This is a genomic window from Pedobacter sp. UBA5917 (assembly GCF_002432345.1).
GTDB lineage: Bacteria > Bacteroidota > Bacteroidia > Sphingobacteriales > Sphingobacteriaceae > Pedobacter.
Genome location: NZ_DJDT01000291.1, coordinates 1 through 24,303, shown reverse-complemented (window position 1 = coordinate 24,303; position 24,303 = coordinate 1). Strand labels below are relative to the sequence as shown.

The window sequence follows — 24,303 nt, the reverse complement described above, 5'->3', positions numbered from 1 at the left end:
TAACCGTTGATGGCAGAAACGATAATTCTGCCGGAATGAGTTTGTTCGAGCTTACCAAATTAATGCACTGGCTGGGCTGTAGCACAGCAATAAACTTTGATGGTGGGGGCTCTACCACGCTATGGGTAAATGGAATGCCCGATGGCGGTGTAATCAATTATCCAACAGATAATAAAAAGTGGGACCACGAAGGGCAACGGAAGGTGGCCAATGTGATATTGGTAAAGAAACAGGCCAAAAGATAGAAACCCGTGAAAGCAACACTGCTTAAAAAAACTTATTTTAGCCCAAGATTTTTGTTGAAATGATTAAAAATACAATATACCTTTCCTTTTTTGTGCTTTTGCTCGGTGCCTGTAAAATGGGTACCAAAACCAGCGACCCAACCTTGAGGGATTTTACTTTCGAACCGGTTAAAGGCATCCGTTATGTTGAAGTAAAACGCCGGTTTAAAGATGGATATTCTTTTAATCAGGACGGTTTTATGCAGAAACCCTCCTGGATAATCGAAGTGGTTAAAGAAGATACCATGTCGGCATGGAGCCCACAGAAACACAGGATGCAGAATTTTTACATGCAATACGATCATGGAAATGTATATAATTTCGCTGCTGAATTTTTTAAGGTAAAACATGTTAGTAAGGATAGTCTGGTTTTCCAACGGATACAGGTTGATGGGAGAGTAATCGCTTCTGATGTGCGTTCGGATGTATATATGACTTTTTATGCGCAGGATTACATTAAAAATAAGTTAAAGGCCAAAGCAGAAGACCTGCAAAAACCAACCAGGGCCGATACGGCTTTTATCGAAAAACGTTCTGCCAAAGTAAACCTTAATAGCGATAGTGCTTTTGCGGCTACAGATCCGGTACAGTTTATTACAAAAAGCAAAATTGCAAGGGTAGAAAAAATCAGTACGGTAGATCGGGCAAACAATAGAACAGAAGCTTACGATTACATGTTCCCACAGTATATTATCAGGATTGATAAAGCGTATAAAGATTTTGCTTACCAGGTTGCTGCCGTGGTAGATTTTCAGGGAGGGATACATGTAAAAACCATTTATAACGTATTGCCTGAAAACGCGGAGGCCAAAAAGAAGGTGGCCCAGGGCATTGCCGATATCTACGTTCGGAACCTTTTTAACGTGGCTCCGGGAACAACTTTAGGTGTGCCCCACAATAGTGAAATTACTTTGACAATGATTGGTAAGGCAAGTAAAAAGCCTTAATAATCTGATGTTTACAAAATTTTAACGTTAAAAAAATGTTAAAATTTTATTTTGATTTTAAAAATTAAAACTTACCTTGCATACTTAATTTAATATTTAATACAATGCAAGAAGGCACAGTAAAATTCTTCAATGTAACTAAAGGTTTTGGCTTTATTATCCCTGCGAATGGCGATAGCGAAATTTTTGTTCATTCAACAGGTCTTATCGACGAAATCCGTGAAAACGACAAAGTACAGTACGAAGTTGCTAACGGTAAAAAAGGCTTAAACGCCGTTAATGTGAAAGTAATTTAATTTATTTATCATATTTACAATGAGCCTCGATTACGTCGGGGCTTTTTTGTTTTTTGTCGTAAGTATCATCTATTTTATAATCCATTTTCCGCTTTTATGCCCCACTATTTTATTATTCCAGGCCTGGGTAATTCAGGGCCGAACCATTGGCAAACCCACTTCGAAAAATCAGGGGGAAACTTTACACGCATTAACCAAAAGGAGTGGGATGCCCCGGCCAATAAAGATTGGATTGAAAACATAGAAGCGGCACTTGATGGTTACGATTTGAACGAGGTGGTTTTAATCGGCCACAGTTTGGGCTGTACAGCCATTGCCAATTGGGCAAAAACTTATCAAAAGCAGGTTAAAGGTGCTTTACTGGTTGCGCCAAGCGATTTAGAAGCACCAAAATACAATTTTGATACACCGGGATTTGATGGCGTGCCTTTGGATAAAATAAACTTCAAAAGCGTTGTGGTGGCCAGTACAAACGATGAGTGGGTAACTTTAGAAAGAGCCGAATTTTTTGCCAGACATTGGGGCAGCGAATTCATCAATATCGGAGAAGCCGGGCACATTAATGCCGATGCCGGTTTTGGCGAATGGCCAGAAGGATTGGCGATTTTGAAGACGTTGGGTTAAAAGGCTCCCGCCGATTTCGCGGAAAACGCAGATCAAAATCAATCAGCGTAAATCGTTTTGATCTGCGGGAAAAATAATTAGCCGTAGTTTATATGTGCTTAACTACCCTAATTACGTCATCTCGAGCGGAGTGCAACGTAGTCGAGAGATCCACCTAGTCAGATTTCTCTCCCGAATATTCGGGACGTTTCAGTCGAGATGACGACTATTTTTATTTATGTATCTTTTTCCTCAAAAACTGATCAAGAAATACCAATCCAATTGCCAGATCAACAAATAAGAAACTATACAGCACAGTTGGCGTAATATATTTATCTAAATTAAAGTTTAAATTGGCGTCCAGGTCAAACTTAGGCAGGCTTATGTTCGAATTGTATAGCACATAACCGAATAGGGCTAATAAAGAGATCACGAAGAAACCACCAATGCCATAAATAATCTTTTTATCAACCCGGGTTTTCAGGGCTATAGGTGTAGGCTCCAATGCTACGCTTTCCATCACATTCCGGGTAAAAGACATCGATGGTTCATCCAGATCGAGCTCGCTAAAAACCGAATTAAGTTTTAACAGACCTTCGTACTGCGATTTAATTTCAGGATCAGATGCTATTTTTTCTTCGATAGCTTTTTGGGCCGATCCGTCTAAATTGCCATCTATATAATCCCAAAGCTGTTGTTCTATTGCATTCATAGTAACTCCTTTACTTCGTCTTTTAACAAATATTGTAATTTTTCTTTAAGCCTTTGCCTTGCCCGGTGCAATTTTACTTTTACTGTATTGGGCTCCATGTGCAGGGCTTCGCCAATTTCTTCCAAACTCTGCTCGCCTTTGTAAAAAAGGGTAATAATGGCAGCATCATCGGGCAAAAGTTGGGTAATGGCTATATTTAAAAAAGCATGACTGTCCTGTTTTTCGTATCCGTTGGCATTAAAACCCGAAGTATGGTTCTCGAGCTGTAAAATAGTGCTTTCATCATGTATTGAGGAAGTATCCAAGCGGCTTTTCCGCAAAAAAGTCATAGCTGTAGTATAGGTAATGGTATACAGCCAGGTACTAAATTTAGCTGTTTGCTTAAAAGTGCCTAGTGCTTTATATGCCTTTACAAAACAATCCTGGGCAATTTCTTCGGCATCTTCCCTGTTTTTTGCAAACCTTAAAGCAAGCGTAAATACAAAGCGTTGGTGGCGTTTAACCAACAGCGCATACTGATCGGTTTGCCCGTTCAATACGTTTTGTATCAGTGCTAAATCGGTAAGTTTTTGCTCCATGTTTAGCTTTAAGACTACATCAAAGATAAGTAGGTTACACGTGGAACATCATTTTTAATTATTTATTGTTATTCTGAGTCTACGAAGAATCTAGTGGAGAAGGCTTGATTAAATTGTTGTATTTTTTTGGAAATGAAGGGTCTGTTTTTCTTGGCGGCTGCAGTCCTGCTGTTCGCTGTAGCCCCTCATACTTCGGAGCTGCCGCTGCCATCAGGTTTATATTACTGTGGCCTGTATTTAAACCTGGCTATTAACACTGAATCTGAAAACTAGCCCCGGGTGAAGCGCTACCCTGCAGGGTTGAAGAATGAAACCCGAAGGGTAAAAGCGCAACACGGGAACCAATTTAGTTACTTGTAGAGGCATTGCGCTCCAAAAAATATTTTTGCCCCTTAAACTTCCGAAGTTTTGCCAACACGTTGGCCCCGATAAACTTCGGAAGTGAGCCGCACTAATGCGAAGCAAAAAATTTTAAACCGGCAATTGATCCGATGAGTGTGCAGATAAAAAATATCCGCCAAAAGGTTGCCGGCTCGTTAAAACAGGTAATGCCGATAATTACGGTGCCAACGGCTCCAATACCCGTCCAAACAGCATAGGCTGTTCCCATTGGCAGGGTTTGCGTAGCCTTATTTAGCAACAGGAAACTTAAAACGATGCATACGAAAAATGCTGCGCTCCATTTTATGTTCGAGAAATTGTTCGATAATTTAAGGCAGGTGGTAAAGCCGACTTCGAAAAGACCGGCAATAATTAAGATAATCCAGTTCATAATAAATGTGTTTGTACAAAATTACGGCACATTTACCGGGCAACATTTTACAAATGTTAAAAAAATGAACCTATTTGCAGGCAGCTCTAATACGGCTCAGGGTAACCTGGGTTACGCCAAGGTACGAGGCAATGTGTTTTAAAGCCACCCGTTTGTTCAGCTCGGGCGATTGTGTTATAAATTCCTGATAACGCTCTGCAGCACCTTTAAAAGCCCTGTCGATCAATCTTTTTTCGGTGGCAATCAGTTCCTGCTCTGCAATTTTTCTGCCCCAGTTGGCAATTTCGAGGTTCTGTTCGTAAAGGGAAAAGAGATCGTTTAACCTCATCTGTATTAAAGTACTGTTTTCTAAAAGCTCAACGTTTTCGTAACCTGGCCGGTTGTTGATGTAACTGTTAAACGAAAAAAGTACATTTCCGGCCTGTCCGAACCAAAAGGTAATCTCCTGGTTTTCGCCATTGCAATACGCCCGGGCAATGCCTTTTTCAAGAACGAAGAAATTGGGTTCTACCTTGTCCGCTCGGATTATTATAGCACCTTTTGGGTGTTTAACAAGCTCCATATGTTTAGACAGCTCATGCAACGAACTATCGCTTAACGAGGCAAAAACGGCTATATTTCTGAGTTGTTCAATCAAAATCAAAGGCTATGAAACAAAAATAGGAATGTTTTAACTGTATTGGCTAATTATTTATTGCAGGTTTGATCATTAAATATTTTCCTGCAACTGTGGCCTGGTCATTGAAAATTGATTATTGAACATTTTTACCACAGGGTGTAACCTGATTAAAAAACATGTAGTCATAATACACAGAACACGGTTCAAATAAACAGATAAAATATTTACAAATTAAAAAATTATAATCATGGAAGGTATATTAGTTCCCATCTCACTTTTTTTAGGTGCATTTGCAATGGTATTTGGAATACGCTATCTATCAAACAAGGAGAAAATGGCAATGATCGAGCGGGGAATCGATCCGGGGATCCACAAAGCAACACCAAAACCCTTTTTAAGTTTAAAGTTCGGATTACTATTGGTTGGCTTGGGCGTGGGTTTATTGGTGGCTTTATTTGTTGTTAGAGGCATATTTGGCCGCGAAATGACACACGGCGAAGAAGGACAGGCCGTAGCTGTATATTTTGGCTTTATCGGTATCTTTGGCGGGTTGGGCTTAATTGTTTCGTACCTTGTTGAGAAGAAATGGCTGGATAATAATAAATTGCTTTAAATAGCAGAGAAGTCAATTTTTAATAGCAAAATGGCTATGTAAACTTGACTTCTCTTTTACTGCGGTTTATTGATAATCGCCACAGTTAAACGGCTAATGCAGTTCATTTTGCCGCGTTCATCGTAAATCTTAATTTCCCAAACCTGTGTTTTGGCACCCAAATGTAGGGGTTTGCAGATGCCTTTTACCAAACCGCTTTTTACGGGGCGCAAATGGTTGGCATTTACTTCTAAACCAACGGCAACATACTTTTCAGGATCGATGCACATGTAAGAAGCAATGCTGCCCAGGGTTTCGGCCAGAACAACCGAAGCACCTCCATGCAATATGCCCGCAGGCTGGTGTGTACGTTCGTCAACAGGCATAGTGCCAACAAGAAAATCTTCACCTATTTCGGTAAAACGGATATCGAGCAAAGCACCCAAATGGTTTTTTGGGCGGTTATTTAAATCCTCAACCGTAAAATCCTTAAACCACATGATAACGTTCTTTTAAAATGGAAACATGGTGCATAATGTGTCCGCCAACGATAAATAGAATAGATTTTACATTAATTTCCCTGCCTGATGCAATTCCCTTTCTGTTCAGCTCTTCTTCGTTTAAAGAATTAAAAAGATAAAGGTTTGCCTTGCGCAATGCTGCAAATTCTTCGATTAAATCTTCCAGTTCGCGCTGCCCAAAACGGGCATTCTCCACATAATCATCTTCTTCAAAGCCTGGTAAATGCTGCTGCTCATTACGGGCAAAACAGGTAATGCGGTAAGCAAAAACACGTTCGGCATCAATAATGTGGCCCAGCATTTCTTTTAAGGTCCATTTTCCTTCGGCATAAGCGTAATCTGCTTTGTCGGCATTTCTCCTGAATAAAGCGGGTAGACTTTCTACCTGATCGTTTAAAATCTCGAAAATTTCCCTGTCAACTTTGCTGATGTAGGTTTCGCCCCAAATCGGATATTCGTTAGGCTGTGGTCGGTTCATATCGTAAACTGCTTTTTAATATTATCCTAAAAGTGGTGCCTTTGCCCAGCTCCGAATCCTTTACAAAAATTTCGCCGCTATGGTAGTTCTCCACAATACGTTTGGTTAGCGATAGGCCAAGGCCCCAGCCACGTTTACGCGTGGTATAACCTGGTTGGAAAACCGCATCGAATTTTGAACGTGGAATACCCTTTCCGGTATCGCTAACATCAATAAATACCTGTTCTTTGGCCAGATTCTCTATAATATTGATGGAAATCGATCCTTCATTTTCGATGGCATTGGCCGCGTTTTTTAGCAGGTTTTCAATTACCCAATCAAATAGAGGCACATTTAGCATCGCTCTTACCTGTTCGTCGCCGGTAATGCTGAATTTAACTTTATCAGAAGTACGCACTTTAAAATACCGGATAAAATCGCTGATCACGATAAATACAGTATGATCTTCCAGTATCGGTTTTGAACCTATTTTTGAAAAACGGTCGGTAATAATCTCTAAGCGTTTAATATCGTTTTCCATTTCTGCGATCAAAGGATCGTCTTCCGCATCGAATTTAGATTTCATCAGCTCTGTCCAGGCCATTAGCGACGATATCGGCGTACCCAGCTGATGTGCCGTTTCTTTTGCAAGTCCCACCCAAACATGGTCCTGCTCATCCCTGCGGGCTGAACTGAATGCCGCATAGGCCGTTAAAAGGAACAGGAATATTACGCCCATCTGGATGTAAGGGAAATACCTTAACTGTGTTAAAATGAAAGAATCGCGGTAGTAAGCTTTAAATTTCAGTCCGAAAATATTCATCTCATCAGGCGGATGCTGTGCTTTCATCTGCCTTAACTGGCGAACAAAATAAAGACTATCGTAAGTAAGCTTCGGATCAGAAATCGGGTAATTTGTTTTCGTACTGTCCAAACCATTAAAAGAGGTAATAACTCCTGCCGAATCGGTCATGATTACCGGTGTTTTGGTGTTTTTTCTCACCGTTTCAACCACCGTTCTATAATCATCGTTGTCGTAAAGAAACATCGACCTTTCCTGTATTTTAACCCAGAGGTGAAATTGGTCGGCTTCCTCGCGTTCCATTTTTTTAACAAAAGAATCGGTGTAAAATACTGATGCAATGCCAATTAGGATGGCAAAAATGAGAAGGAAAAACTTCCAGCGGCGTTTCTTTTGATAAGGATTCATGCTTTAGCTAGCCAAATTACAATAACAAAACGAAAAAAACACAAAACCATTATGCTTTTTCAAAACCTTAAAGCAATCATTTATGAAATCATAACAGCTTCATCACAGATGCGGGCACTATAAAATGGATGAAAAACATATCTTTGTGCCGAGCATAGTGCGCTGCGCTTTGAGCATGGATTATACCATTGCCCTAAGCCTTTAACCCTCTGCTCTTTGCTTAATCATGGATAAAAAAGTTAGAGTAAGATTTGCCCCAAGCCCAACCGGAGGTTTGCATTTAGGTGGTGTGCGCACCGCTTTGTTCAATTATTTGTTCGCTAAAAAAAATAACGGAACGTTTGTGCTCCGTGTAGAGGATACCGATCAGAACCGCTTTGTAGAAGGTGCCGAAGAATATATTGTAAACTGTTTAAACTGGTGCGGTATTACACCCGATGAAAGTCCGAGTAACCCCGGTATTTATGGGCCTTACCGTCAGAGCGAACGGAAACCTAGCTATGGCAAATTTGCTGAGCAGCTGATCAGCGATGGTTATGCCTATTATGCTTTCGATACTCCTGAAGAGTTGGATGCCAAACGTAAAGAAATCCCGAATTTCCAATACGGGCAGGCTACACGTATGCAAATGCGTAACTCTTTAACCCTTACCGTAAGTGAGGTGGAGGAGTTATTGGCAGCGAAAACACCACATGTAGTGCGCATTAAAGTGCCAGCTGATGAAATCGTACATTTTAAAGACCTGATCCGTGGTGATGTAAGTTTCGAAACCTCTTTGGTTGATGATAAAGTATTGTTAAAAGCTGATGGGATGCCAACTTATCATTTGGCTGTTGTGGTTGATGATAAAGCGATGGAAATCAGTCATGCTTTTAGGGGCGAAGAGTGGTTGCCATCTGCACCGGTGCATATCTTACTTTGGAAATATTTAGGCTGGGAAGCAGAAATGCCTGCATGGGCACACCTGCCATTGATTTTAAAACCCGATGGACACGGAAAATTGAGTAAACGCGATGGCGACCGCCTAGGTTTCCCGGTTTATGCTATGAACTGGATCGACCCTAAAACCGGTGATGTTACCAAAGGCTTTAAAGAAATGGGTTTTATGCCCGAGGCCTTTATCAATATGCTGGCGCTTTTGGGATGGAACGATGGAACCGACCAGGAGCTGTTTTCATTAAAAGAACTGGAAGAAAAATTCTCTATAGAAAGAATCAGTAAAGCGGGAGCTAAATTCGATTTCGAAAAAGCTAAATGGTACAACCACGAGTGGATTAAATCGCAGAGCGCCGAGCGCTTAGCGCCAGGCGTTAAAACCGAGCTCGAAAAAGCAGGCATTGAGATTAGTGATGACGCATTTTTAAACACCGTTATCGATTTAATTAAAGACCGCTGTACCTTATTGCCTGATTTTGTGGCACAGAGCAGTTATTTCTTCGCTTCGCCGGTAGAATATGACGTAAATTCGGTAAAACCAAAATGGACAGCAGAAAAAGCAGCATTTTTTAATGCTTTTGCCGAAAGTTTAACCTTAACCGACGCTGTTACTGCAGAAGCCGCTTTTAAAGCCCTGGCAGAAGAAAAAGGATTTAAACCTGGAGAATTGATGTTGCCGTTCCGCATTATGTTGGTGGGTGGTAAATTCGGGCCGGGTGTTTTTGATATTGCCATATTATTGGGCGTTGCAGAAACCAAAGCAAGGATAGAAAAAGCAATTGCTGTTTTTAATAGCTAAATATATATTGCACAGAAAGAGGTTGTCTTATAAAACAACGATAATCTCTTTCTTGATTTAATTCTGTTTTATAGTTTAAAAAATACGGTTATTCTTGTAGCAATAACAAAGCAGACTTATAGTCAATAGGTTTCCAGTTGCCAAGCTTTTCGTTAGGGTATATCCCTTTTCTATCTAATATCTCAATACTAATCCCTTTTAATAATTCTGGCTTTTTATCATCAAAAATACTAGTCAGCGGGGTTATTTTTCCATTATGGTCTACATAGGTTGGATTGGTTATTCCATAACCTTTTTCCTGTATTGATTTTATAAGCTTAATAACCAGTTCTTTCTCATTTTTGCTATCCTTTACATTTTTTAGCTGGTTCCACTGCGTGTTAAAGGAAATATATATGTTTTTATCAGATGCCATTGTTTTTTCTTTATTTTGTTGGCAAGACATATTCAGGAATAAAAATATAATGTAGAATATTTTTGCTTTCATAGTTAGTGGATGTTTTTTTCTCTTAATGTTTTATTTAGCCATGGCATGTATATTGCACGATGCCTCTGTCTGATTGTTTCCCCCGAATTCATGATGGACTTCAGGTCCGAAATAAAAACTCCTGAATTGTACTCATCATCTAATCCTAGCATATGTCCAAACTCATGAACAGCCCCTCTTTGATAAGTTTTAGGACTTTTTTTAACATAATCAAAATCATTAGTGTCAAAATTGCCGGTTCTTAAGCTGCTTGTAACAAAACTCTGTGCCCATTCGTCTTTTCTCAATTTAATCACATTTAAAGTCCAGTGATTATATGTGAATACCCCAATTTTATTAAATGAAAATCTAAACTCTAATGAAATGTTTTTTCTACTTGCCAACCTAGATAGTATTTTGATATTTGACGCACCCCATTTTTTATTTATTTTCTCCCTGAAGTTCTTCTCAAAGTTATCTTTATCGAGAAAGCTCCAATACTGATTGCCCCGATCTATATAAATTATTTTTATCCTCATATAAATGAGCAAAATATAATTCCCATTCGGACGCTGAACAAAAAGCATATCAAATGCAGGAGTAACCGTGTGATTAAAAGATAAGTCTCTTGTAGTTGGTGGGGTTTCTATTGCCGAAATTAATCTTTCCCCATGTTTAAGTACTTCCCATGTGTTAATCATAATAGAACTTGCTAATTCATTATTGTTTAATTGGTTAGGGATATTTTAAAATTAACGAATACTTTTAAGAATAAAGAGCTTTTTTTGCCAAACCCAAAAGAATAAATCAACAAAAATATTTCTACATTTATTCCAACAATTGGCTCGTTGATAAGGTTAATGATTAAACTTAAAATATAAACTATGCAGTGGTTTGGTAAAGGCAGTAATAATGTAGAAGATGGCAGAAGCGGAGGCGGGGGCAGAACCGCTTTGGGCGGAGGCATCGGTATTATCATCGTGGTACTTGGATTAATTTTCGGGAAAGATTTAACCGGTTTGGTAAGCCAGATTCCGGCAACTACCGGAACTGAAGAAGTAAAACAGGGCGTACCTGCAAATGATGCACAGGCGCAGTTTGTTTCAGGAGTTTTAGAATCTACCGAGCAGGTTTGGGATAAAGAGTTTCAGGCAATGGGCAGGGAATATGAATACCCTAAATTAAGATTGTTCCGTGAGGCGGTGCAAACGGCCTGTGGAAATGCCAGCGCCAATGTTGGCCCTTTTTATTGCCCCGGCGACCATAAAGTTTATATCGATCTTTCATTTTATGACGAACTTAAAAACCGTTTCGGTGCTGCCGGTGATTTTGCGCAGGCTTATGTAATTGCGCATGAGGTTGGTCACCACGTACAGAATTTACTGGGCATTTCAGAAAAACTCGATCGCGCGCGTGGCAATGTAAGCGAAAAAGAATACAACCGTCTATCCGTTAAACTAGAATTACAGGCCGATTTTTTTGCCGGTCTTTGGGCGCATAACGCACAAAACCTTAAAGATTTTAAACTCGATGAAGGCGATATTGAAGAAGCCTTAACCGCTGCCAATGCCATTGGCGATGATAAACTCCAAAAACAGGCCACTGGCGATGTTCAGCCTGATTCCTTTACCCATGGCACATCTGCACAACGTGTATACTGGTTTAAAAAAGGCTTCGAAACCGGTGATATTAAACAGGGAGATACCTTCAATTCAAATAATTTATAAAAAATTAAAACTTTTTTAAAACACTGTTGTTTGTTTACAGTTAATGAGATTTTTATCTCTGAACCAAACATAATTATCCCGGCTTCTTATTTGTTTTAATAAAGATGATCCTTATAGTTGATGACAGGCCTGAAAACCTGATCTCGTTACAAAAAGTTCTACAGGCACACAATTTTGAAGTTGATACCGCATCATCTGGCGAAGAGGCACTGAAAAAAGTGCTAAAAAATAATTATGTCCTGATTATTCTCGACGTACAGATGCCCGATATGGATGGCTTCGAGGTGGCTGAGGCCATTTCGGGATTCAGCAAGGCTAAAGATACCGCCATTATTTTCCTTTCGGCGGTAAATACCGAACTTAAATTTATCACCAAAGGATATTTAAGCGGTGGTTTGGATTACATTACCAAACCGGTTGATATCAATGTACTGTTGCTTAAAATCAAAACATTTTACCGCATTTACGAGCAGAACAGAAAACTGAACGAAGTACAGGAAAAACTGCTCGAAGAAATCGAGTTCCGAAAGCAGGCCGAGCATAAAAAAGACGAATTTATCAGCATTGCCAGTCATGAATTAAAAACCCCTTTAACCAGTGTAAAAGGTTATATCCAGCTGTTGCAGAGAAGTTTGAACAGGGACGATAAAACAATGGCCCAAAACCACCTCGAAAAAGCCAGCATCCAGCTCGAAAAACTGAACGACCTGATTGTTGATCTGCTCGATATCTCCAAAATTGAAAGCGGTAAGATGAAGTTTAACATGAAAAGCTTTTGTGCTGATAACATGGTGAACAATGCCATCGAGATGCTGCAGCAATCAAACCCCGATTTTAAAATCACTAAGATCGGCAAATCGGACGAGTACATTTTTGGCGACGAAATGCGTCTGGAGCAGGTGGTCATCAATTTTATTACCAATGCCATTAAATATGCACCAGGCACCAATCAGGTTAATGTAACCATCAATATCAAAGACGAAAAACTTTACCTCGCCGTAAAAGATTTCGGTATTGGTATTTCCAAGGAGCAGCAGAGCAAAATATTCGATAAATTTTACCGGGTAGAAGAAAATAGCAACCGCTTTAACGGCCTGGGCATTGGTTTATACATCTGTTCTGAAATTATCAACCGCCATGGTGGCACCATTGGGGTAAACAGTGTGCCCGACGAAGGATCCGAATTTTATTTTATCGTTCCCACCACCGAAGCAGAAATCCTTAAAAACCAGATCTAATTATCCTTAATCCAAATAATGAAAACAACTCTTAAAAATAATTTACGTTTGGGCCTCGGCTTATCGCTAATTATTCTGTTCATCAGCTCGCTGGCTTCGTATGTAAGCATTAGCAACCTGATTAAAAGTACCGAACTGGTAAAACATAGCGATGAGGTGATCCTGAATACCGAAGGGGTAATTTCGACCTTAAAAGATGCAGAAACCGGACAAAGAGGCTATCTTTTAACCGGAAATAAGATCTTTTTAGCACCTTATTACGGCTCAACCGATACTGCTATGGCTACGCTAAATCGTATTGAAGTGCAGACCAAGGACAACCCGATCCAGCAGAAAAATGTTGCTGAACTGAGAAATATCCTGTCACGCAGGCTGAGTATCATTACTTCAACCATAGAGATAAAATCATTGGGCGGCCAAATCGATCCAACGGTGCTTTTACAGGGTAAAACCTATATGGACCAGGCGCGTGGTGTGGTTAACCGCATGGTAAAAGAGGAGCGTAGGTTGCTCGAAACGCGGACTGTAGAATTGAACAAACTTACTTCATATACGCCAATCCTGATTCTGATTGCCGCTGTTCTGGCCATATTGATCACTTTGTTTTTCTACAGAAAGGTGTCGGTTGATTTTGATGAACGCGTTAAACTCCAAAAGGAAATTGAGGATAAAAAATATGAAATGGAGAAACGCATTGTGGCCATTAAAGAAATCGCTTATCAGATTTCGAACGGTAACTATGGCGTAAAACTCGATAGCCAGACACAGGATGATATCGGCGAGCTGTCTGTATCGCTCAATACCATGTCGAGTTCATTGAAAAAGTCTTTCGATACCCTCGAAGAAAACGAATGGCTGCAAACCGGAGTAGCAAATCTGAACGTAAAAATGGTGGGCGAAAAAGATGTTTTCCACTTGGCAGAAGACATTATCGAATTTTTGGCCAACTATACCAAAAGCCAGATCGGTGCGCTTTATCTGTTTAAAGATGATGGCTACCTGCATTTAAAAGGTCAATATGCTTTAAAAGGTCAAAATTTAACCGAAACCCTCGAAATTGGGCAGGGATTGATCGGTCAGGCGGTTAAAACAGGCAAAACGATTCTGTTGGATGATGTACCACAGAGCGAATTAACAATTACACATGCAACAGGAAATATTAAACCGGCCCAGTTATTCGTATTGCCGATTATCAGGAACGAAATTTCTATCGGCGCCTTAGAACTGGGTACTATTGGCAACTATAGCGACCTGCAACTACACTTTTTAAACCTGGTATCGTCTGATGTAGGTACGGCATTGCTGGGCGCACAGAACCGTCAGAAACTGCAGCAATTGTTGGAAGAAACGCAGGCACAATCGGAAGAATTACAGGTGCAGCACAACGAGTTGGAAGGGTTAAATGCCGAACTGGAAGCACAGGCACAGAAACTTCAGGCCAGCGAAGAAGAATTGCGTGTACAGCAGGAAGAGTTGCTGCAGAGCAACCAGGAACTGGAAGAAAGAAGCAGTTTGCTTGAAGAGAAAAATGAACTGATTGAAGAGCGCAATATCGAAATACAACAGAAAGCAGAAGCTTTGGAACTGAGTACCCGATATAAATCGGAGTTTTTGGCCAATATGTCGCACGAGTTGCGTACACCGCTTAATTCTATCTTGTTGCTCTCGCGTTTAATGGCCGAAAATGAAGCCATGGATCGCGAACACCAGGAATATGCCGAAGTGATCCAAAGCTCGGGTCAGGGTTTATTGAGTTTGATTGACGAGATTCTGGATCTTTCCAAAATAGAGGCCGGTAAAATGGAACTGGATAGGGCGAACATCAAAATCGATGAGATCATCCTAAACATGCGTTCGTTATTTAATCCGCTGGCAAAAGAGCGCAACCTCAATTTTGTTGTCGATAAATCGGCAGAAGTGCCCGAGTTTTTCCATACCGATAAAATGCGTTTAGAGCAGATTATCAAAAACCTGTTATCAAATGCCATTAAATTTACTACCGTAGGCTCGGTAACGCTCAACATCAGTAAAAATGACAAATTGGGCGCTTTGGTATTCAAGGTTACGGATACAGGCGTTGGTATCGCGCCGGATAAACAGGGAATGGTGTTCGAAGCCTTTCAACAGGCAGATGGCTCTACCCGCCGTAAATTTGGCGGTACCGGGTTAGGTTTATCAATCAGTCGCGAACTGGCCAAATTATTGGGTGGTTACATCGATTTAAAAAGTACAGAGGGTGAAGGCAGTATTTTTACCTTAACCCTGCCGATTGATAAAAACAAAGGTTTTGATGGTGTTGTTTCCAATTTCGAGAAACCAGTGATAGCACCGGTGGCCGAGCCTGCTGTTAAAAAAGCAAGTAATTTAACCGTAGCAAATATTCCGCAGGAAATTGAAGACGACCGCGATAATATACAGCCTGATGATAAGGTAATTTTGATCGTTGAAGATGATACCCCTTTTGCCAAAACACTTTTAGATTTTACGCGCAAAAGAAATTACAAAGGTTTAGTTGCCGTTCGTGGTGATGTGGGCATAGAAATGGCGAAAAGTTATAAACCATTGGCCATTCTGCTCGATATACAGCTACCGGTTAAAGATGGCTGGCAGGTAATGGAGGAGCTGAAATCTGATCCTGCAACCCGACCGATTCCTGTACACATCATGTCATCATTACAGGTTAAAAAAGAAAGTTTGTTAAAAGGAGCGGTAGATTTTATCAACAAACCATTTGCTTTTGAACACATGCAGGAGATTTTCTCTAAACTGGAGCATGCGTTAAGCCGCCACCCTAAAAAAGTGCTCATTGTTGAAGAAAATGAACAGCATGCCAAGGCATTGAGTTACTTTTTAAGCAACTTTAATATCCAGACGGAAATTGTAAACCAGGTACAGGAAAGTGTTTCGGCATTGCATAAACCAGAGGTTAACTGTGTGATCCTGGATATGGGTATTCCGGACAAACATGCCTACGAAACTTTGGAGGTAGTAAAGAAGACCCCCGGACTGGAAAACCTTCCGATCATTATTTTTACAGGAAAAAACCTTTCAAAAGGCGAAGAAAACCGCATTAAACAATATGCCGATTCTATCGTGGTAAAAACAGCGCATTCTTACCAGCGTATTTTGGATGAAGCAGGATTATTTCTTCACCTGGTTGAAGAAAAAAGTAAGGAAAAAAATAAAGCGCCTAAAAAATTCTCCGAACTGCAGGATGTATTGGTTGGCAAAACTGTTCTGGTTGCCGATGATGATGTGCGGAATATCTTTTCGCTTACCAAAATGCTCGAACAGCACCAAATGAAGGTAATTGCCGCAACCGATGGTAAAGAGGCGTTAAAGTTATTGAACGAAAACCCCGAAGTTGATGTGGTTTTAATGGATATGATGATGCCAGAGCTTGATGGTTACGAAACCACAACAGCCATCAGGCAGGATATCAAATACCGGAACCTGCCTATTTTAGCTGTAACGGCCAAGGCGATGATGGGCGACCGCGAGAAATGCATTGCTGCGGGCGCTTCTGATTATATCAGCAAACCGGTTGATATGGATCAGCTGATCTCATTACTACGTGTTTGGCTTTACGAAAACCACCATAAATCATAATCCATTTTTATTAATTATGCCTCAAAAATTAATTCTCATCATTGATGATGATAACCGAAACATTTTCGCTTTAAAAGCTGTTTTAAAGGCCAAAGGTTTTGATTGTTTATCTGCTATAAGTGCCAAAGATGGCTTTTCCATTATGGAGAAGCAAGATAACGTTGCCATTGTTTTAATGGATATGATGATGCCCGATATGGATGGTTACCAGGCGATTGCCGCCATGAAAAAATCGGCCAAAATGCAGAATATTCCCGTGCTGGCCGTAACGGCACAGGCCATGGTGGGCGATAGGGAACGTTGTTTATCTGCAGGAGCATCGGGCTATGTTTCAAAACCGATAAATGTTGACGAATTATTGATCCAGATTGAAAACTTTACAAAATAAATAGTGATAAATGATGCAATAGATAACGAACAGGTAGAACTCCTGTTGAACGATGTTCTGGAAATTCACGGCTACGATTTTCTCGAATATTCGCATGCATCGATTAAAAGGAGGATTACGCGCCTTTACGCATTGGATAACTTTGTAAGTTTTGCCGAATTCCGCTATACCGTTAAAACCGATAAGCAGTATTTTAAAAGGTTTCTGGAAGAAATTACGGTTAATGTTACCGAAATGTTCCGCGATCCTTCGTTTTATAGGGCACTCCGCAATGATGTACTCCCGGTTTTGGGCACTTATCCCTTTATCAGGATATGGGTAGCAGGCTGTTCTACGGGAGAAGAAGCCTACTCGCTTGCCATTGTGCTAAAGGAACTTAACCTGCTCGGTAAATCGCTTATTTATGCTACCGATATTAACCCATCTGTTTTGGAAAAGGCAAAAAAAGGCATGTTTCCGCTCAATTACCTGAAACAGTATTCCGAAAATTACCTGCAATCGGGTGGTTTAAAGGATTTTTCTACTTACTATACTGCAAATTATTCGCTGGCCAAGTTCGACGAGACTTTAAGCAGTAAGATGATTTTTTCTACACATAATCTGGTGTCTGACCATTCTTTTAACGAATTTCAGCTCATTTTATGCCGTAATGTATTAATCTATTTCGATAAGGAGCTACAGCACAAGGTATTTAACTTATTTGATGGAAGCATCGAAAATTTGGGCTATCTTGCTCTGGGAAGCAAGGAAAGCCTAGAGTTTTGGCCAAAAGCCAAAGAGTATAAACGCGTAAGACTGGAGAAAATATGGCGCAAACTATAAATTCTACATCTTGTGCGGCATTAATTATCGGAGGCTCGGCCGGTAGTTTGGATGTGCTGCTCGAAATTTTCCCCGGTTTAAGGAACGATCTCAATTTTCCGATTGTATTGGTGGTACACCGCAAGGCCAGTAATGAGTCGCTTTTAACCGATCTGTTGCAGAGCCGTACCCAGTTAAAAGTTAGCGAAGCAGAAGAAAAAGAATTTTTAAAGCCTGGTAAGGTTTTTATTGCCCCGGCTGATTACCACACGCTAATTGAGGAAGATGGCACTATTTCGTTTGATTATTCGGAAAAAGTGAATTACTCCCGACCATCGATTGATGTTACCTTTCAGGCTGCAGCAGAGGTGTTTAAAGAAAAGGCGGTGTGTATTTTACTCTCCGGATCGAATGCGGATGGGGTAGAAGGATTAAAAAGTGTAAACAATTATGGGGGTAAAGTGGTTATACAAAATCCAAATACAGCCATAATGCCGTACATGCCCCAACAGGCCGTACTAAGTGTAAAGCCGCATGTAATATTGGACAGCTATGAGATGGCTGATTTTATAAATAATTTAAATGGTTAATTTGCTTTCGGAGGTAATATGACAGTTGCAAAAAAGGTATTTGTTTTTGACGATAACAGGGATATCCTTGATTTATGTACATTTATTCTGGAAGATGCCGGGTATGAAATCAAAACATCCGAAAATGCCAATAATATTGAAAAGCAGGTAGCAGAGTACATGCCTGATCTGATTTTTATGGATAACTGGCTGCCCGATCTGGGTGGTATACAGGCTACAAAAGCATTAAAAAGTCATCCGGATTTAAAACACATCCCGGTAATTTACTTTTCGGCAAACAACGATATTTCATCCCTTGCAGATGAAGCTGGTGCAGATAGCTATTTATCTAAACCCTTTGATATTGCCGCGCTCGAAGAAATTGTAAAAAAACATTTGAGTTAGTCTAGGATAGGGCCTTTGCTAACTTCCGAAGTTCCCCCGCCTCTTGGCCTTATTAAACTTCGGAAGTTGGTCAATCTTTTACGCCTTCCCCCAAATCCTTGTATTCAGATCGAGTTCTTTAACAATATCGTACATGAATTTAATTACAGCAATATCTTCATTCACGGTAGATGGGTCCATTAAAGATTTAAAAACCGGTGCCTCAAAATAATTTCTTTGTAGCGGAAATGCAATATGCATCCTCGATCCGATAAAGGATAAACTGATATTGTATTTAGATTGATGGTTCAGGTTTAATATCCGCTCCATCATGGCTGGGGTAAGAATGTATCTGGCTTCAACCTGATCTGATCCATGGGTTACAAAAGTTTTTTCAAAATCCGTATTCTCCAGTTTAACCACATCGCTGCCACCAAAAGAGAAAATATTTTTCGAAAACCAAGCGCCAAATGCTGCACCAAAATCTTTTGGTCTTACTATGGTAATGCCATTAAAGTTTTTATTAAAATCTGCTACAAAGATAATTCCTTTAAAAATGTCGTGCCATTCCGTCCTCGTTCCGTTTTTGGTTTGGGTAACCGTTTTATACTCTGCATGTACTTCTGCAAAATAAAAGCCTGTTTTACCAGCACTTCCATTTACCAGATCTTCGGTATTGTAGCGATCGGGTTCCTGTGTAAAAAGTTGGGTGTAAACAAACTCCTGTGCCTGTATTCCCATTGAAGGCTGGATGGTTAGGCTTTCGTCTAAAAATTTAAGTGCAGCACCAACTACATCCTGTTTGTAAGCCTGTTTATAGGCTGTTAGGTTTGCGCTGATTTTGTAATGCAGGATACCGCCATAAACAAAAGGGATTAGCCCAACGATAATAGCGGGGATGGGAAACCCCAATATCGAACCGCCCACACCCACAACAATACCCAGGACAATAAAAAGATACCCTTTGGTTTGGGTTGAGGCGATTTTTTTTCGCTCAATTTCTATTGTGGCCAATACATTTTGCAGGGCCACATTCGTTTCAACGGTTTGCGCCATTAATTATTGAAAAGCTCTTTGGCGCTGATGTTTTTACGTTCTTCTGCAGCAGTTTCTAATACAGCAATAGGCTGGAAATTTAACATGCCTGCAAAAAGACTGCCCGGGAACATCATAATTGAATTGTTATAATCTGTAACAGCCGAATTGTATGTTCTTCTGGCTGCTGCAATCTGCTCTTCGCTTTCTGTCCAGGTGGTTTGCAGGTTGATAAAATTGGTATTGGCTTTTAAATCAGGGTAGTTTTCTACGTTTACCATCAAGCCTTTTACGCTACTGCTTAACCGGGCATCTAATTCGGCCTTTTCAGCATTGCTGATGTTTCCTGAAGCTGCCCTCGATCTTAACTCAACAATTTTGGTGAGGGTTCCCTGCTCGTAATTGGTATATTGTTTTACCACTTCAACAAGGTTGGGGATAAGATCGAAACGTTTTTTAAGCATTACATCAATGGCCGAGAAGGCGTTGGTAACCTGGTTTTTCTTTGCGATTAGCGAATTGTAGAAGAAAATACCGATCAGGACTACAACTACAATAATAATAATAACGATGATCATAATTTAGCGTTTGGATTTAGAGAATAAATATAAGAAAAGGTTACAAAACCTAACGTTTTTCGTTTTGTTCGCGTTCTTTTTTCAAACGGCGCTCCATTCTTTTTTGTACCCTTAAATTATGGCTGGCCCGCATAGCCTTAAAATTGGCGATATGTTTGCGTACTTCCTTTTGTTTTTCTTCGGTAATGCCGATGCTGTATTTTATGCCGGTAAAAAGGCTTCTCCATATCAGGTTAAAAAACGAAGTATTGGCAGGTCTGCTGTAGTTAACATCCACCGGGATCAATATGCCATCTGCGCCGGGATTCTCAGATTTAATAATAAGTGCATTGGCCAAAAAAGAAAGAAAACCACGCGTAACCAGATGATCTTTTGTCGGATCGTTCTTCATCAATGCAACTGATAAGTCGTAATAAGAAAAAGCGACCTTTCCATTTGCGCCCAAATCGTTCGCTTTAAAATCGAATTTCAGTTTGTCAACACTGCCACGGTTTATCCGAACCAGGCCAAGTGGTTTGGTAATCTGGTTTAAAACCCTTGCATTAAAGTTATGGAGCACCCCACTATAAGAAAATTCCCCATCTTTCGCGGTAAGGTTAAATTTGAAGTTTACATCGAGTTTTCCCTGTCCGAAAAGGTAAGTATTCAGGTTAACTTCCATAATGGGGTTTATGGCCTTGATTTTATCCAGATTGGTGGCGTTTTTTATAATTCCCGAAGTGTTTTCAAAACTGATCCGTCCGCGTTGGTTGCTGGCGCTATTATAAACCGCATAATTAACATTTACATCTTTCAGCTGTATTTTCTGTACCAAAATGGGTGCTTTAAGCAATTGCAAAAGCTGATGCGGAAATTTACCGATTTTGCTTTCCTGGGGTTTACTTTTGATTCCGTTTTGGTTAAAAACGGATATATAACCGTTAGAAATGGCCATTTCCTTTGCCCAAAGTTCCTGTTTGCTGATATATAGCGGTAAATCGATGCCGTTGAGCATAATATCCCTCATGCCGATATCAAAACGTTCGCGGGCATATCCTGCCACTTTACCGAACTTCATTTCATCATATTGCGGTACAAGGGCAAAACTGTTGACCCTCAATTTGCCGGTTGTGGCCCTGAAATCAAGTTTGTCCAATTTGATATCATACATTTTATCCGGTGTGTGGTAAACGTAGTTGTTCAGGTTGATTACAATGTCTTTTAGCAGGTAAAAACGCTTCGGGTCTTCGGCAGAAGTAGAATCAACGAGGAGATCCGTTAAGGTAATATTCAGGTCGTCGATATCGAAAGGAACGGAATTGGGCACGTTTTTATTCACGTACTTAAAACTTACATCCCTAAAACGGATACTTTTAATGCTAAACTCTTTCAGGTTTTTGGAAATGATATCATATGGCGAATTAATCGGTCGTGGCGCACGGCCTTCGTTAAAGGCAAACTGTTGGTTAACCATACTTATCTCCGGTTTATCAAAAATAACTTCTTCGATCTGGAGTTTTCTTTCGCGGTAAAGGGTTAAAGGATGGAACCGTTTTACCACCAATTTTTTTAAAGAAATTGTATAAAGGTTGTTGGGCGCCCTTTTTAAAGCAATTAATTGTTTAAACCGATTGGTATCGGGCGTAATTTTTACATTTTGTAAAGTGGCGTTGCCCGTAACCACATTGGTTGATACTGTGGTAAAACTTATCGTGTATAAACTATCAGTCGATTTATAAAGCAGTGTTTTTATCCTGTCTGTTAATATCGGTCGCGATTTTACATTAAGAAACCATGTTATACCGGCAAGTAGAATAAATATACCAAGCAAAATGCCCGCAATCCATTTAAAAACTTTGTAACGGTATCTTTTAGTATCAGGCATTAAAAACGGGCATGCTGTGGTTTTATCAGCAATATACGGTTATATGGTATATTTTAGAAATGTGCATTAGTTTTTTTCATGCTTTGCTTTTCTGGCGGCTTTTCTTTCTTCCCGTTTCTGTTCCCTTATTTTCTTGGCAATTACCTTTTGCTGTTTTACCGGATTTTTTTCGGGCACTATGCCCACGCCAACAATATCTTTTATGCCCACAAAAACGGTTTTCCACATCAGGTTAAAAAACGAGGCCGAATTAATCCTTGCATTGGTCATGCTTGCTGTTCTGGGCGCTTCGCCTTTCTGTGGATTTTCATCTTTAACCAAAATGGCGTTTGCCAGAAAAGATAAAAACCCCTTTTTCTTTGTGCCTTCGCCATCAATGTTATCCGATAGCAGTTTAACCTTTAAATTACTGTACAGCATGTTCATCGATCCGGTTGCCGACCGTAAATTTCCGTTCGCTTTAAAATCGATGTGCTGTATGTCGCCGCTTTCTATTTCGATCAATCCCAACGTTTTTGACAAAGGATTTAAGTTTTTGAGGTCGAATTTGCCCATATTGCCGCTGTAGGTAAATGCACCATTGTTATCCGTAAGGTTAAAATCTATTTTAACGTTCAGTTTACCCACGCCCATTAAAAGGGTATTTAAATCGGCAAGCGCATGGTTTTTTTTGGTAAGCTGTATACTATCATTGGTTACATTTAGAATGTTACCAGTAAGGGCTTTAAAATCAACCGATCCTGTTTTTTTGCTCGCCGGATTAAATTCCGAGTATTTTACATTTACATTCCTCAGTTTTATCGTATCAATCAGGGTAGGAATGTTTAACCTTTTTAAGGCCATGTGGGGGTAGTTCTGGCCTTTATCAAAACCCGGTGGGGGCGGCGATTCGCGGCTCATAAATACCGCTACATTGGCCGGACCGATTTTTAACGATTTTGCATGCAGCTGCTGGTCGGTATTTAAACCAATAAAATCTACCCCATTAAACTCTACCTTTTCAAAGGTCAAATTATAGCGGTCTTTCTGGATCTTGTATTTGCGGGCAAAAGTAAGTTCATCATACAACGGTGTTAATTTAAAACCCTTAACTGTTATTTTTTTCGATGCCGTAGAGCCTTTGATGGTATCAACCTTCATCGAGTACATTTTATCCTTGGTAACCGATTTGTAACCGGCGAGCTGAAACGAAACTTCTTTGGTATAATAAAATCTCGAGGTATCGTTGCCCGATAACGAATCTAAAAGGAAATCGGTAACGGTAATATCAAGGTGTTTAATAGCGTTTTTAGTCTTTTTTGCTGCGGTTTTATTGATGTAGTCGAAATCGGCATCCACAATTTTAATGCTTTTAACATGTACCGATTTAAAGGTTTTAGAAATCTGTTCGTAAAGCGATTTTTCATCTTTTACAGTATCTGTTTTCTTCTTCACCTTGTTAAAAATCATATTGATGGATGGCTGCTGTAACAGGATTTCGCTTACATCTACCCGTTTTTTAAAATAAGCCGTTAGTATCCCAACCCTGGTGATCTGTAATTTCTTTAATTTAAGCTCAAAGGTGTGTGCCGGCGCAAGCTGTTGTTTTTTGAGGCTATCGAAAACTGAAGTATCGGGTGTTAAAGTAACATCACGCAGGGCCAAACTGCCTGTAATTACATTCAGGTTAATGCTTTTAAAGTCGATGCGGTACAAATGATGCGAACCATTATAAACGCCATCCTTTATTTTTTCGGTAAGTATGGGTTTCCACCGTGCACTTAAAAACATGGCACCAAATGCAACAATTAGTACCAGTATACCTAGGATGCTTCCTATCCAGGTCCAGATTTTGTGTTTTCGTTGAGCTGTCATTATTAGTGGCTTATCGATAGGTAACAGATGGGAAGGAGAAAGGTTTTTTGATAGAAAGCGGAAAGACTAAAGACCAAAGTAGAAAGACCAAAGGATAGATATTGCTAAATGGCTTGATTGTTAAATTGTTTTTGGAGCGCAGGGGCAGTGTAAATAACAATGTTTGTTCCTTTGCTTCGCTTGTACGCTTCGGCCGTCGTGCCTCCAGCCTGCAGGGTACCGCTTCGCCAAGGGCTAGGTGGCTAATGCCGTTATCTCGACCGGAACGTATTGGAGTGGAGAGATCTATCTCAAGAAAGATTTTTCGGCAGCGTCCATTGACAAACTCCAGAGAAGAGTCGTAATTGCGAGAAGGCTTTTTCAGCCGACAGCCTGCTCCGATTTCGGAGAAGCAATCTTACAAAGATCGCTAGATGCGAAATTTACCCACCCATAGTTGTAGGATTGCTTCGTTCCTCGCAATG

General features: G+C 40.2%; 26 protein-coding genes. 13 read left to right on the top strand and 13 right to left on the bottom strand.

The window, feature by feature from the left end; all coding sequences use genetic code 11:
- The 4 genes from B2V92_RS20260 to B2V92_RS20245 form a co-directional block, all read left to right on the top strand.
- On the top strand, nt 1-245 hold a 245-nt coding region (locus B2V92_RS20260), incomplete at its 5' end, for a phosphodiester glycosidase family protein (protein ID WP_293311655.1).
- Nucleotides 246-304: 59 nt separating this feature from the next.
- On the top strand, nt 305-1,231 hold the full coding sequence (locus B2V92_RS20255; RefSeq protein ID WP_293311653.1) for a hypothetical protein: 927 nt from the start codon (nt 305-307) through the stop codon (nt 1,229-1,231).
- Nucleotides 1,232-1,335: 104 nt separating this feature from the next.
- Nucleotides 1,336-1,527, top strand: coding sequence for a cold-shock protein (locus tag B2V92_RS20250; RefSeq protein ID WP_010599196.1), 192 nt, complete (start codon nt 1,336-1,338; stop codon nt 1,525-1,527).
- 96 nt (nt 1,528-1,623) lie between these two features.
- Nucleotides 1,624-2,151 (top strand): RBBP9/YdeN family alpha/beta hydrolase, encoded by a 528-nt coding sequence (locus B2V92_RS20245; RefSeq protein WP_293311646.1) that lies wholly within the window; start codon nt 1,624-1,626, stop codon nt 2,149-2,151.
- Nucleotides 2,152-2,362: 211 nt separating this feature from the next.
- Here the strand turns inward: B2V92_RS20245 and B2V92_RS20240 are convergent, their stop codons facing one another.
- The 4 genes from B2V92_RS20240 to B2V92_RS20225 form a co-directional block, all read right to left on the bottom strand.
- Entirely contained in the window at nt 2,363-2,842 is a 480-nt protein-coding gene (locus B2V92_RS20240; RefSeq protein ID WP_293311644.1) for an anti-sigma factor family protein, read from the bottom strand.
- A complete protein-coding gene (locus B2V92_RS20235; RefSeq protein WP_293311642.1) occupies nt 2,839-3,420 on the bottom strand; it encodes an RNA polymerase sigma factor in 582 nt (193 codons plus the stop codon). The genes B2V92_RS20240 and B2V92_RS20235 overlap by 4 nt, the downstream gene beginning before the upstream one ends.
- Before the next feature lie 451 nt (nt 3,421-3,871).
- Complete coding sequence (locus tag B2V92_RS20230) at nt 3,872-4,192, bottom strand: DMT family transporter (protein ID WP_293311640.1); 321 nt, start codon at nt 4,190-4,192, stop codon at nt 3,872-3,874.
- A gap of 70 nt (nt 4,193-4,262) precedes the next feature.
- Nucleotides 4,263-4,829 carry a Crp/Fnr family transcriptional regulator gene (locus B2V92_RS20225; protein WP_293311638.1) on the bottom strand — a complete coding sequence of 189 codons (567 nt, stop codon included), beginning with the start codon at nt 4,827-4,829 and terminating at the stop codon, nt 4,263-4,265.
- A gap of 229 nt (nt 4,830-5,058) precedes the next feature.
- Here B2V92_RS20225 and B2V92_RS20220 point away from each other — a divergent pair, with 229 nt between their 5' ends.
- Complete coding sequence (locus tag B2V92_RS20220; protein ID WP_293311636.1) at nt 5,059-5,424, top strand: DUF6249 domain-containing protein; 366 nt, start codon at nt 5,059-5,061, stop codon at nt 5,422-5,424.
- A 56-nt stretch (nt 5,425-5,480) separates the two neighbouring features.
- Here B2V92_RS20220 and B2V92_RS20215 read toward each other — a convergent pair whose 3' ends face one another.
- From B2V92_RS20215 to B2V92_RS20205, 3 genes are read right to left on the bottom strand one after another with little or no spacing between them, the layout of a single operon-like run.
- A complete protein-coding gene (locus B2V92_RS20215) occupies nt 5,481-5,903 on the bottom strand; it encodes a hotdog fold thioesterase (protein WP_349681442.1) in 423 nt (140 codons plus the stop codon).
- Complete coding sequence (locus B2V92_RS20210; protein WP_293311634.1) at nt 5,893-6,402, bottom strand: DinB family protein; 510 nt, start codon at nt 6,400-6,402, stop codon at nt 5,893-5,895. The genes B2V92_RS20215 and B2V92_RS20210 overlap by 11 nt, the downstream gene beginning before the upstream one ends.
- Nucleotides 6,383-7,591, bottom strand: a complete 1,209-nt coding sequence (locus tag B2V92_RS20205) for a sensor histidine kinase (protein ID WP_293311632.1) — start codon at nt 7,589-7,591, stop codon at nt 6,383-6,385. The genes B2V92_RS20210 and B2V92_RS20205 overlap by 20 nt, the downstream gene beginning before the upstream one ends.
- Nucleotides 7,592-7,817: 226 nt before the next feature.
- Here B2V92_RS20205 and gltX point away from each other — a divergent pair, with 226 nt between their 5' ends.
- A complete protein-coding gene (gene gltX / locus B2V92_RS20200; protein ID WP_293311630.1) occupies nt 7,818-9,326 on the top strand; it encodes a glutamate--tRNA ligase in 1,509 nt (502 codons plus the stop codon).
- An 88-nt stretch (nt 9,327-9,414) separates the two neighbouring features.
- On the opposite strand, the gene B2V92_RS20195 is transcribed toward gltX, so the two are convergent.
- Nucleotides 9,415-9,813, bottom strand: coding sequence for a hypothetical protein (locus B2V92_RS20195; RefSeq protein ID WP_293311628.1), 399 nt, complete (start codon nt 9,811-9,813; stop codon nt 9,415-9,417).
- 2 nt (nt 9,814-9,815) lie between these two features.
- Nucleotides 9,816-10,493, bottom strand: a complete 678-nt coding sequence (locus B2V92_RS20190) for a hypothetical protein (RefSeq protein ID WP_293311626.1) — start codon at nt 10,491-10,493, stop codon at nt 9,816-9,818.
- Nucleotides 10,494-10,676: 183 nt separating this feature from the next.
- Between B2V92_RS20190 and ypfJ the strand changes: the two genes are divergently transcribed.
- From ypfJ to B2V92_RS20155, 7 genes are all read left to right on the top strand, one after another.
- A complete protein-coding gene (gene ypfJ / locus B2V92_RS20185; RefSeq protein ID WP_293311624.1) occupies nt 10,677-11,519 on the top strand; it encodes a KPN_02809 family neutral zinc metallopeptidase in 843 nt (280 codons plus the stop codon).
- A 104-nt stretch (nt 11,520-11,623) separates the two neighbouring features.
- Nucleotides 11,624-12,757 carry a hybrid sensor histidine kinase/response regulator gene (locus B2V92_RS20180; protein WP_293311622.1) on the top strand — a complete coding sequence of 378 codons (1,134 nt, stop codon included), beginning with the start codon at nt 11,624-11,626 and terminating at the stop codon, nt 12,755-12,757.
- 18 nt (nt 12,758-12,775) lie between these two features.
- Entirely contained in the window at nt 12,776-16,366 is a 3,591-nt protein-coding gene (locus B2V92_RS20175) for a response regulator (protein ID WP_293311620.1), read from the top strand.
- A 16-nt stretch (nt 16,367-16,382) separates the two neighbouring features.
- The gene (locus B2V92_RS20170) at nt 16,383-16,754 is read left to right on the top strand and encodes a response regulator (RefSeq protein WP_293311618.1); all 372 of its coding nucleotides are present in this window, start codon (nt 16,383-16,385) and stop codon (nt 16,752-16,754) included.
- A gap of 3 nt (nt 16,755-16,757) precedes the next feature.
- Nucleotides 16,758-17,576 carry a CheR family methyltransferase gene (locus B2V92_RS20165; RefSeq protein ID WP_414691906.1) on the top strand — a complete coding sequence of 273 codons (819 nt, stop codon included), beginning with the start codon at nt 16,758-16,760 and terminating at the stop codon, nt 17,574-17,576.
- On the top strand, nt 17,561-18,145 hold the full coding sequence (locus B2V92_RS20160; RefSeq protein WP_293311616.1) for a chemotaxis protein CheB: 585 nt from the start codon (nt 17,561-17,563) through the stop codon (nt 18,143-18,145). Before B2V92_RS20165 ends, B2V92_RS20160 begins: the two co-directional genes overlap by 16 nt.
- Before the next feature lie 18 nt (nt 18,146-18,163).
- Nucleotides 18,164-18,529 carry a response regulator gene (locus B2V92_RS20155; RefSeq protein WP_293311614.1) on the top strand — a complete coding sequence of 122 codons (366 nt, stop codon included), beginning with the start codon at nt 18,164-18,166 and terminating at the stop codon, nt 18,527-18,529.
- Nucleotides 18,530-18,607: 78 nt separating this feature from the next.
- Here B2V92_RS20155 and B2V92_RS20150 read toward each other — a convergent pair whose 3' ends face one another.
- The 4 genes from B2V92_RS20150 to B2V92_RS20135 all read right to left on the bottom strand — a co-directional run bounded on the left by B2V92_RS20150 (nt 18,608) and on the right by B2V92_RS20135 (nt 23,839).
- Nucleotides 18,608-19,564 (bottom strand): DUF3137 domain-containing protein, encoded by a 957-nt coding sequence (locus B2V92_RS20150; protein ID WP_293311612.1) that lies wholly within the window; start codon nt 19,562-19,564, stop codon nt 18,608-18,610.
- Entirely contained in the window at nt 19,564-20,121 is a 558-nt protein-coding gene (locus B2V92_RS20145) for a LemA family protein (protein ID WP_293311610.1), read from the bottom strand. The genes B2V92_RS20150 and B2V92_RS20145 overlap by 1 nt, the downstream gene beginning before the upstream one ends.
- 49 nt (nt 20,122-20,170) lie before the next feature.
- Nucleotides 20,171-21,985 carry a hypothetical protein gene (locus B2V92_RS20140; protein WP_293311608.1) on the bottom strand — a complete coding sequence of 605 codons (1,815 nt, stop codon included), beginning with the start codon at nt 21,983-21,985 and terminating at the stop codon, nt 20,171-20,173.
- 66 nt (nt 21,986-22,051) lie between these two features.
- Nucleotides 22,052-23,839 (bottom strand): hypothetical protein, encoded by a 1,788-nt coding sequence (locus B2V92_RS20135; protein ID WP_293311606.1) that lies wholly within the window; start codon nt 23,837-23,839, stop codon nt 22,052-22,054.
- Nucleotides 23,840-24,303 lie beyond the last annotated feature (464 nt).

Coding starts and splice junctions, on each gene's coding strand:
- B2V92_RS20255 (WP_293311653.1), top strand. CDS start 305: ATGATTAAAAATACAATATACCTTTCCTTTTTTGTGCTTTTGCTCGGT.
- B2V92_RS20250 (WP_010599196.1), top strand. CDS start 1,336: ATGCAAGAAGGCACAGTAAAATTCTTCAATGTAACTAAAGGTTTTGGC.
- B2V92_RS20245 (WP_293311646.1), top strand. CDS start 1,624: ATGCCCCACTATTTTATTATTCCAGGCCTGGGTAATTCAGGGCCGAAC.
- B2V92_RS20240 (WP_293311644.1), bottom strand. CDS start 2,842: ATGAATGCAATAGAACAACAGCTTTGGGATTATATAGATGGCAATTTA.
- B2V92_RS20235 (WP_293311642.1), bottom strand. CDS start 3,420: ATGGAGCAAAAACTTACCGATTTAGCACTGATACAAAACGTATTGAAC.
- B2V92_RS20230 (WP_293311640.1), bottom strand. CDS start 4,192: ATGAACTGGATTATCTTAATTATTGCCGGTCTTTTCGAAGTCGGCTTT.
- B2V92_RS20220 (WP_293311636.1), top strand. CDS start 5,059: ATGGAAGGTATATTAGTTCCCATCTCACTTTTTTTAGGTGCATTTGCA.
- B2V92_RS20215 (WP_349681442.1), bottom strand. CDS start 5,903: ATGTGGTTTAAGGATTTTACGGTTGAGGATTTAAATAACCGCCCAAAA.
- B2V92_RS20210 (WP_293311634.1), bottom strand. CDS start 6,402: ATGAACCGACCACAGCCTAACGAATATCCGATTTGGGGCGAAACCTAC.
- B2V92_RS20205 (WP_293311632.1), bottom strand. CDS start 7,591: ATGAATCCTTATCAAAAGAAACGCCGCTGGAAGTTTTTCCTTCTCATT.
- gltX (WP_293311630.1), top strand. CDS start 7,818: ATGGATAAAAAAGTTAGAGTAAGATTTGCCCCAAGCCCAACCGGAGGT.
- B2V92_RS20195 (WP_293311628.1), bottom strand. CDS start 9,813: ATGAAAGCAAAAATATTCTACATTATATTTTTATTCCTGAATATGTCT.
- B2V92_RS20190 (WP_293311626.1), bottom strand. CDS start 10,493: ATGATTAACACATGGGAAGTACTTAAACATGGGGAAAGATTAATTTCG.
- ypfJ (WP_293311624.1), top strand. CDS start 10,677: ATGCAGTGGTTTGGTAAAGGCAGTAATAATGTAGAAGATGGCAGAAGC.
- B2V92_RS20180 (WP_293311622.1), top strand. CDS start 11,624: ATGATCCTTATAGTTGATGACAGGCCTGAAAACCTGATCTCGTTACAA.
- B2V92_RS20175 (WP_293311620.1), top strand. CDS start 12,776: ATGAAAACAACTCTTAAAAATAATTTACGTTTGGGCCTCGGCTTATCG.
- B2V92_RS20170 (WP_293311618.1), top strand. CDS start 16,383: ATGCCTCAAAAATTAATTCTCATCATTGATGATGATAACCGAAACATT.
- B2V92_RS20160 (WP_293311616.1), top strand. CDS start 17,561: ATGGCGCAAACTATAAATTCTACATCTTGTGCGGCATTAATTATCGGA.
- B2V92_RS20155 (WP_293311614.1), top strand. CDS start 18,164: ATGACAGTTGCAAAAAAGGTATTTGTTTTTGACGATAACAGGGATATC.
- B2V92_RS20150 (WP_293311612.1), bottom strand. CDS start 19,564: ATGGCGCAAACCGTTGAAACGAATGTGGCCCTGCAAAATGTATTGGCC.
- B2V92_RS20145 (WP_293311610.1), bottom strand. CDS start 20,121: ATGATCATCGTTATTATTATTATTGTAGTTGTAGTCCTGATCGGTATT.
- B2V92_RS20140 (WP_293311608.1), bottom strand. CDS start 21,985: ATGCCTGATACTAAAAGATACCGTTACAAAGTTTTTAAATGGATTGCG.
- B2V92_RS20135 (WP_293311606.1), bottom strand. CDS start 23,839: ATGACAGCTCAACGAAAACACAAAATCTGGACCTGGATAGGAAGCATC.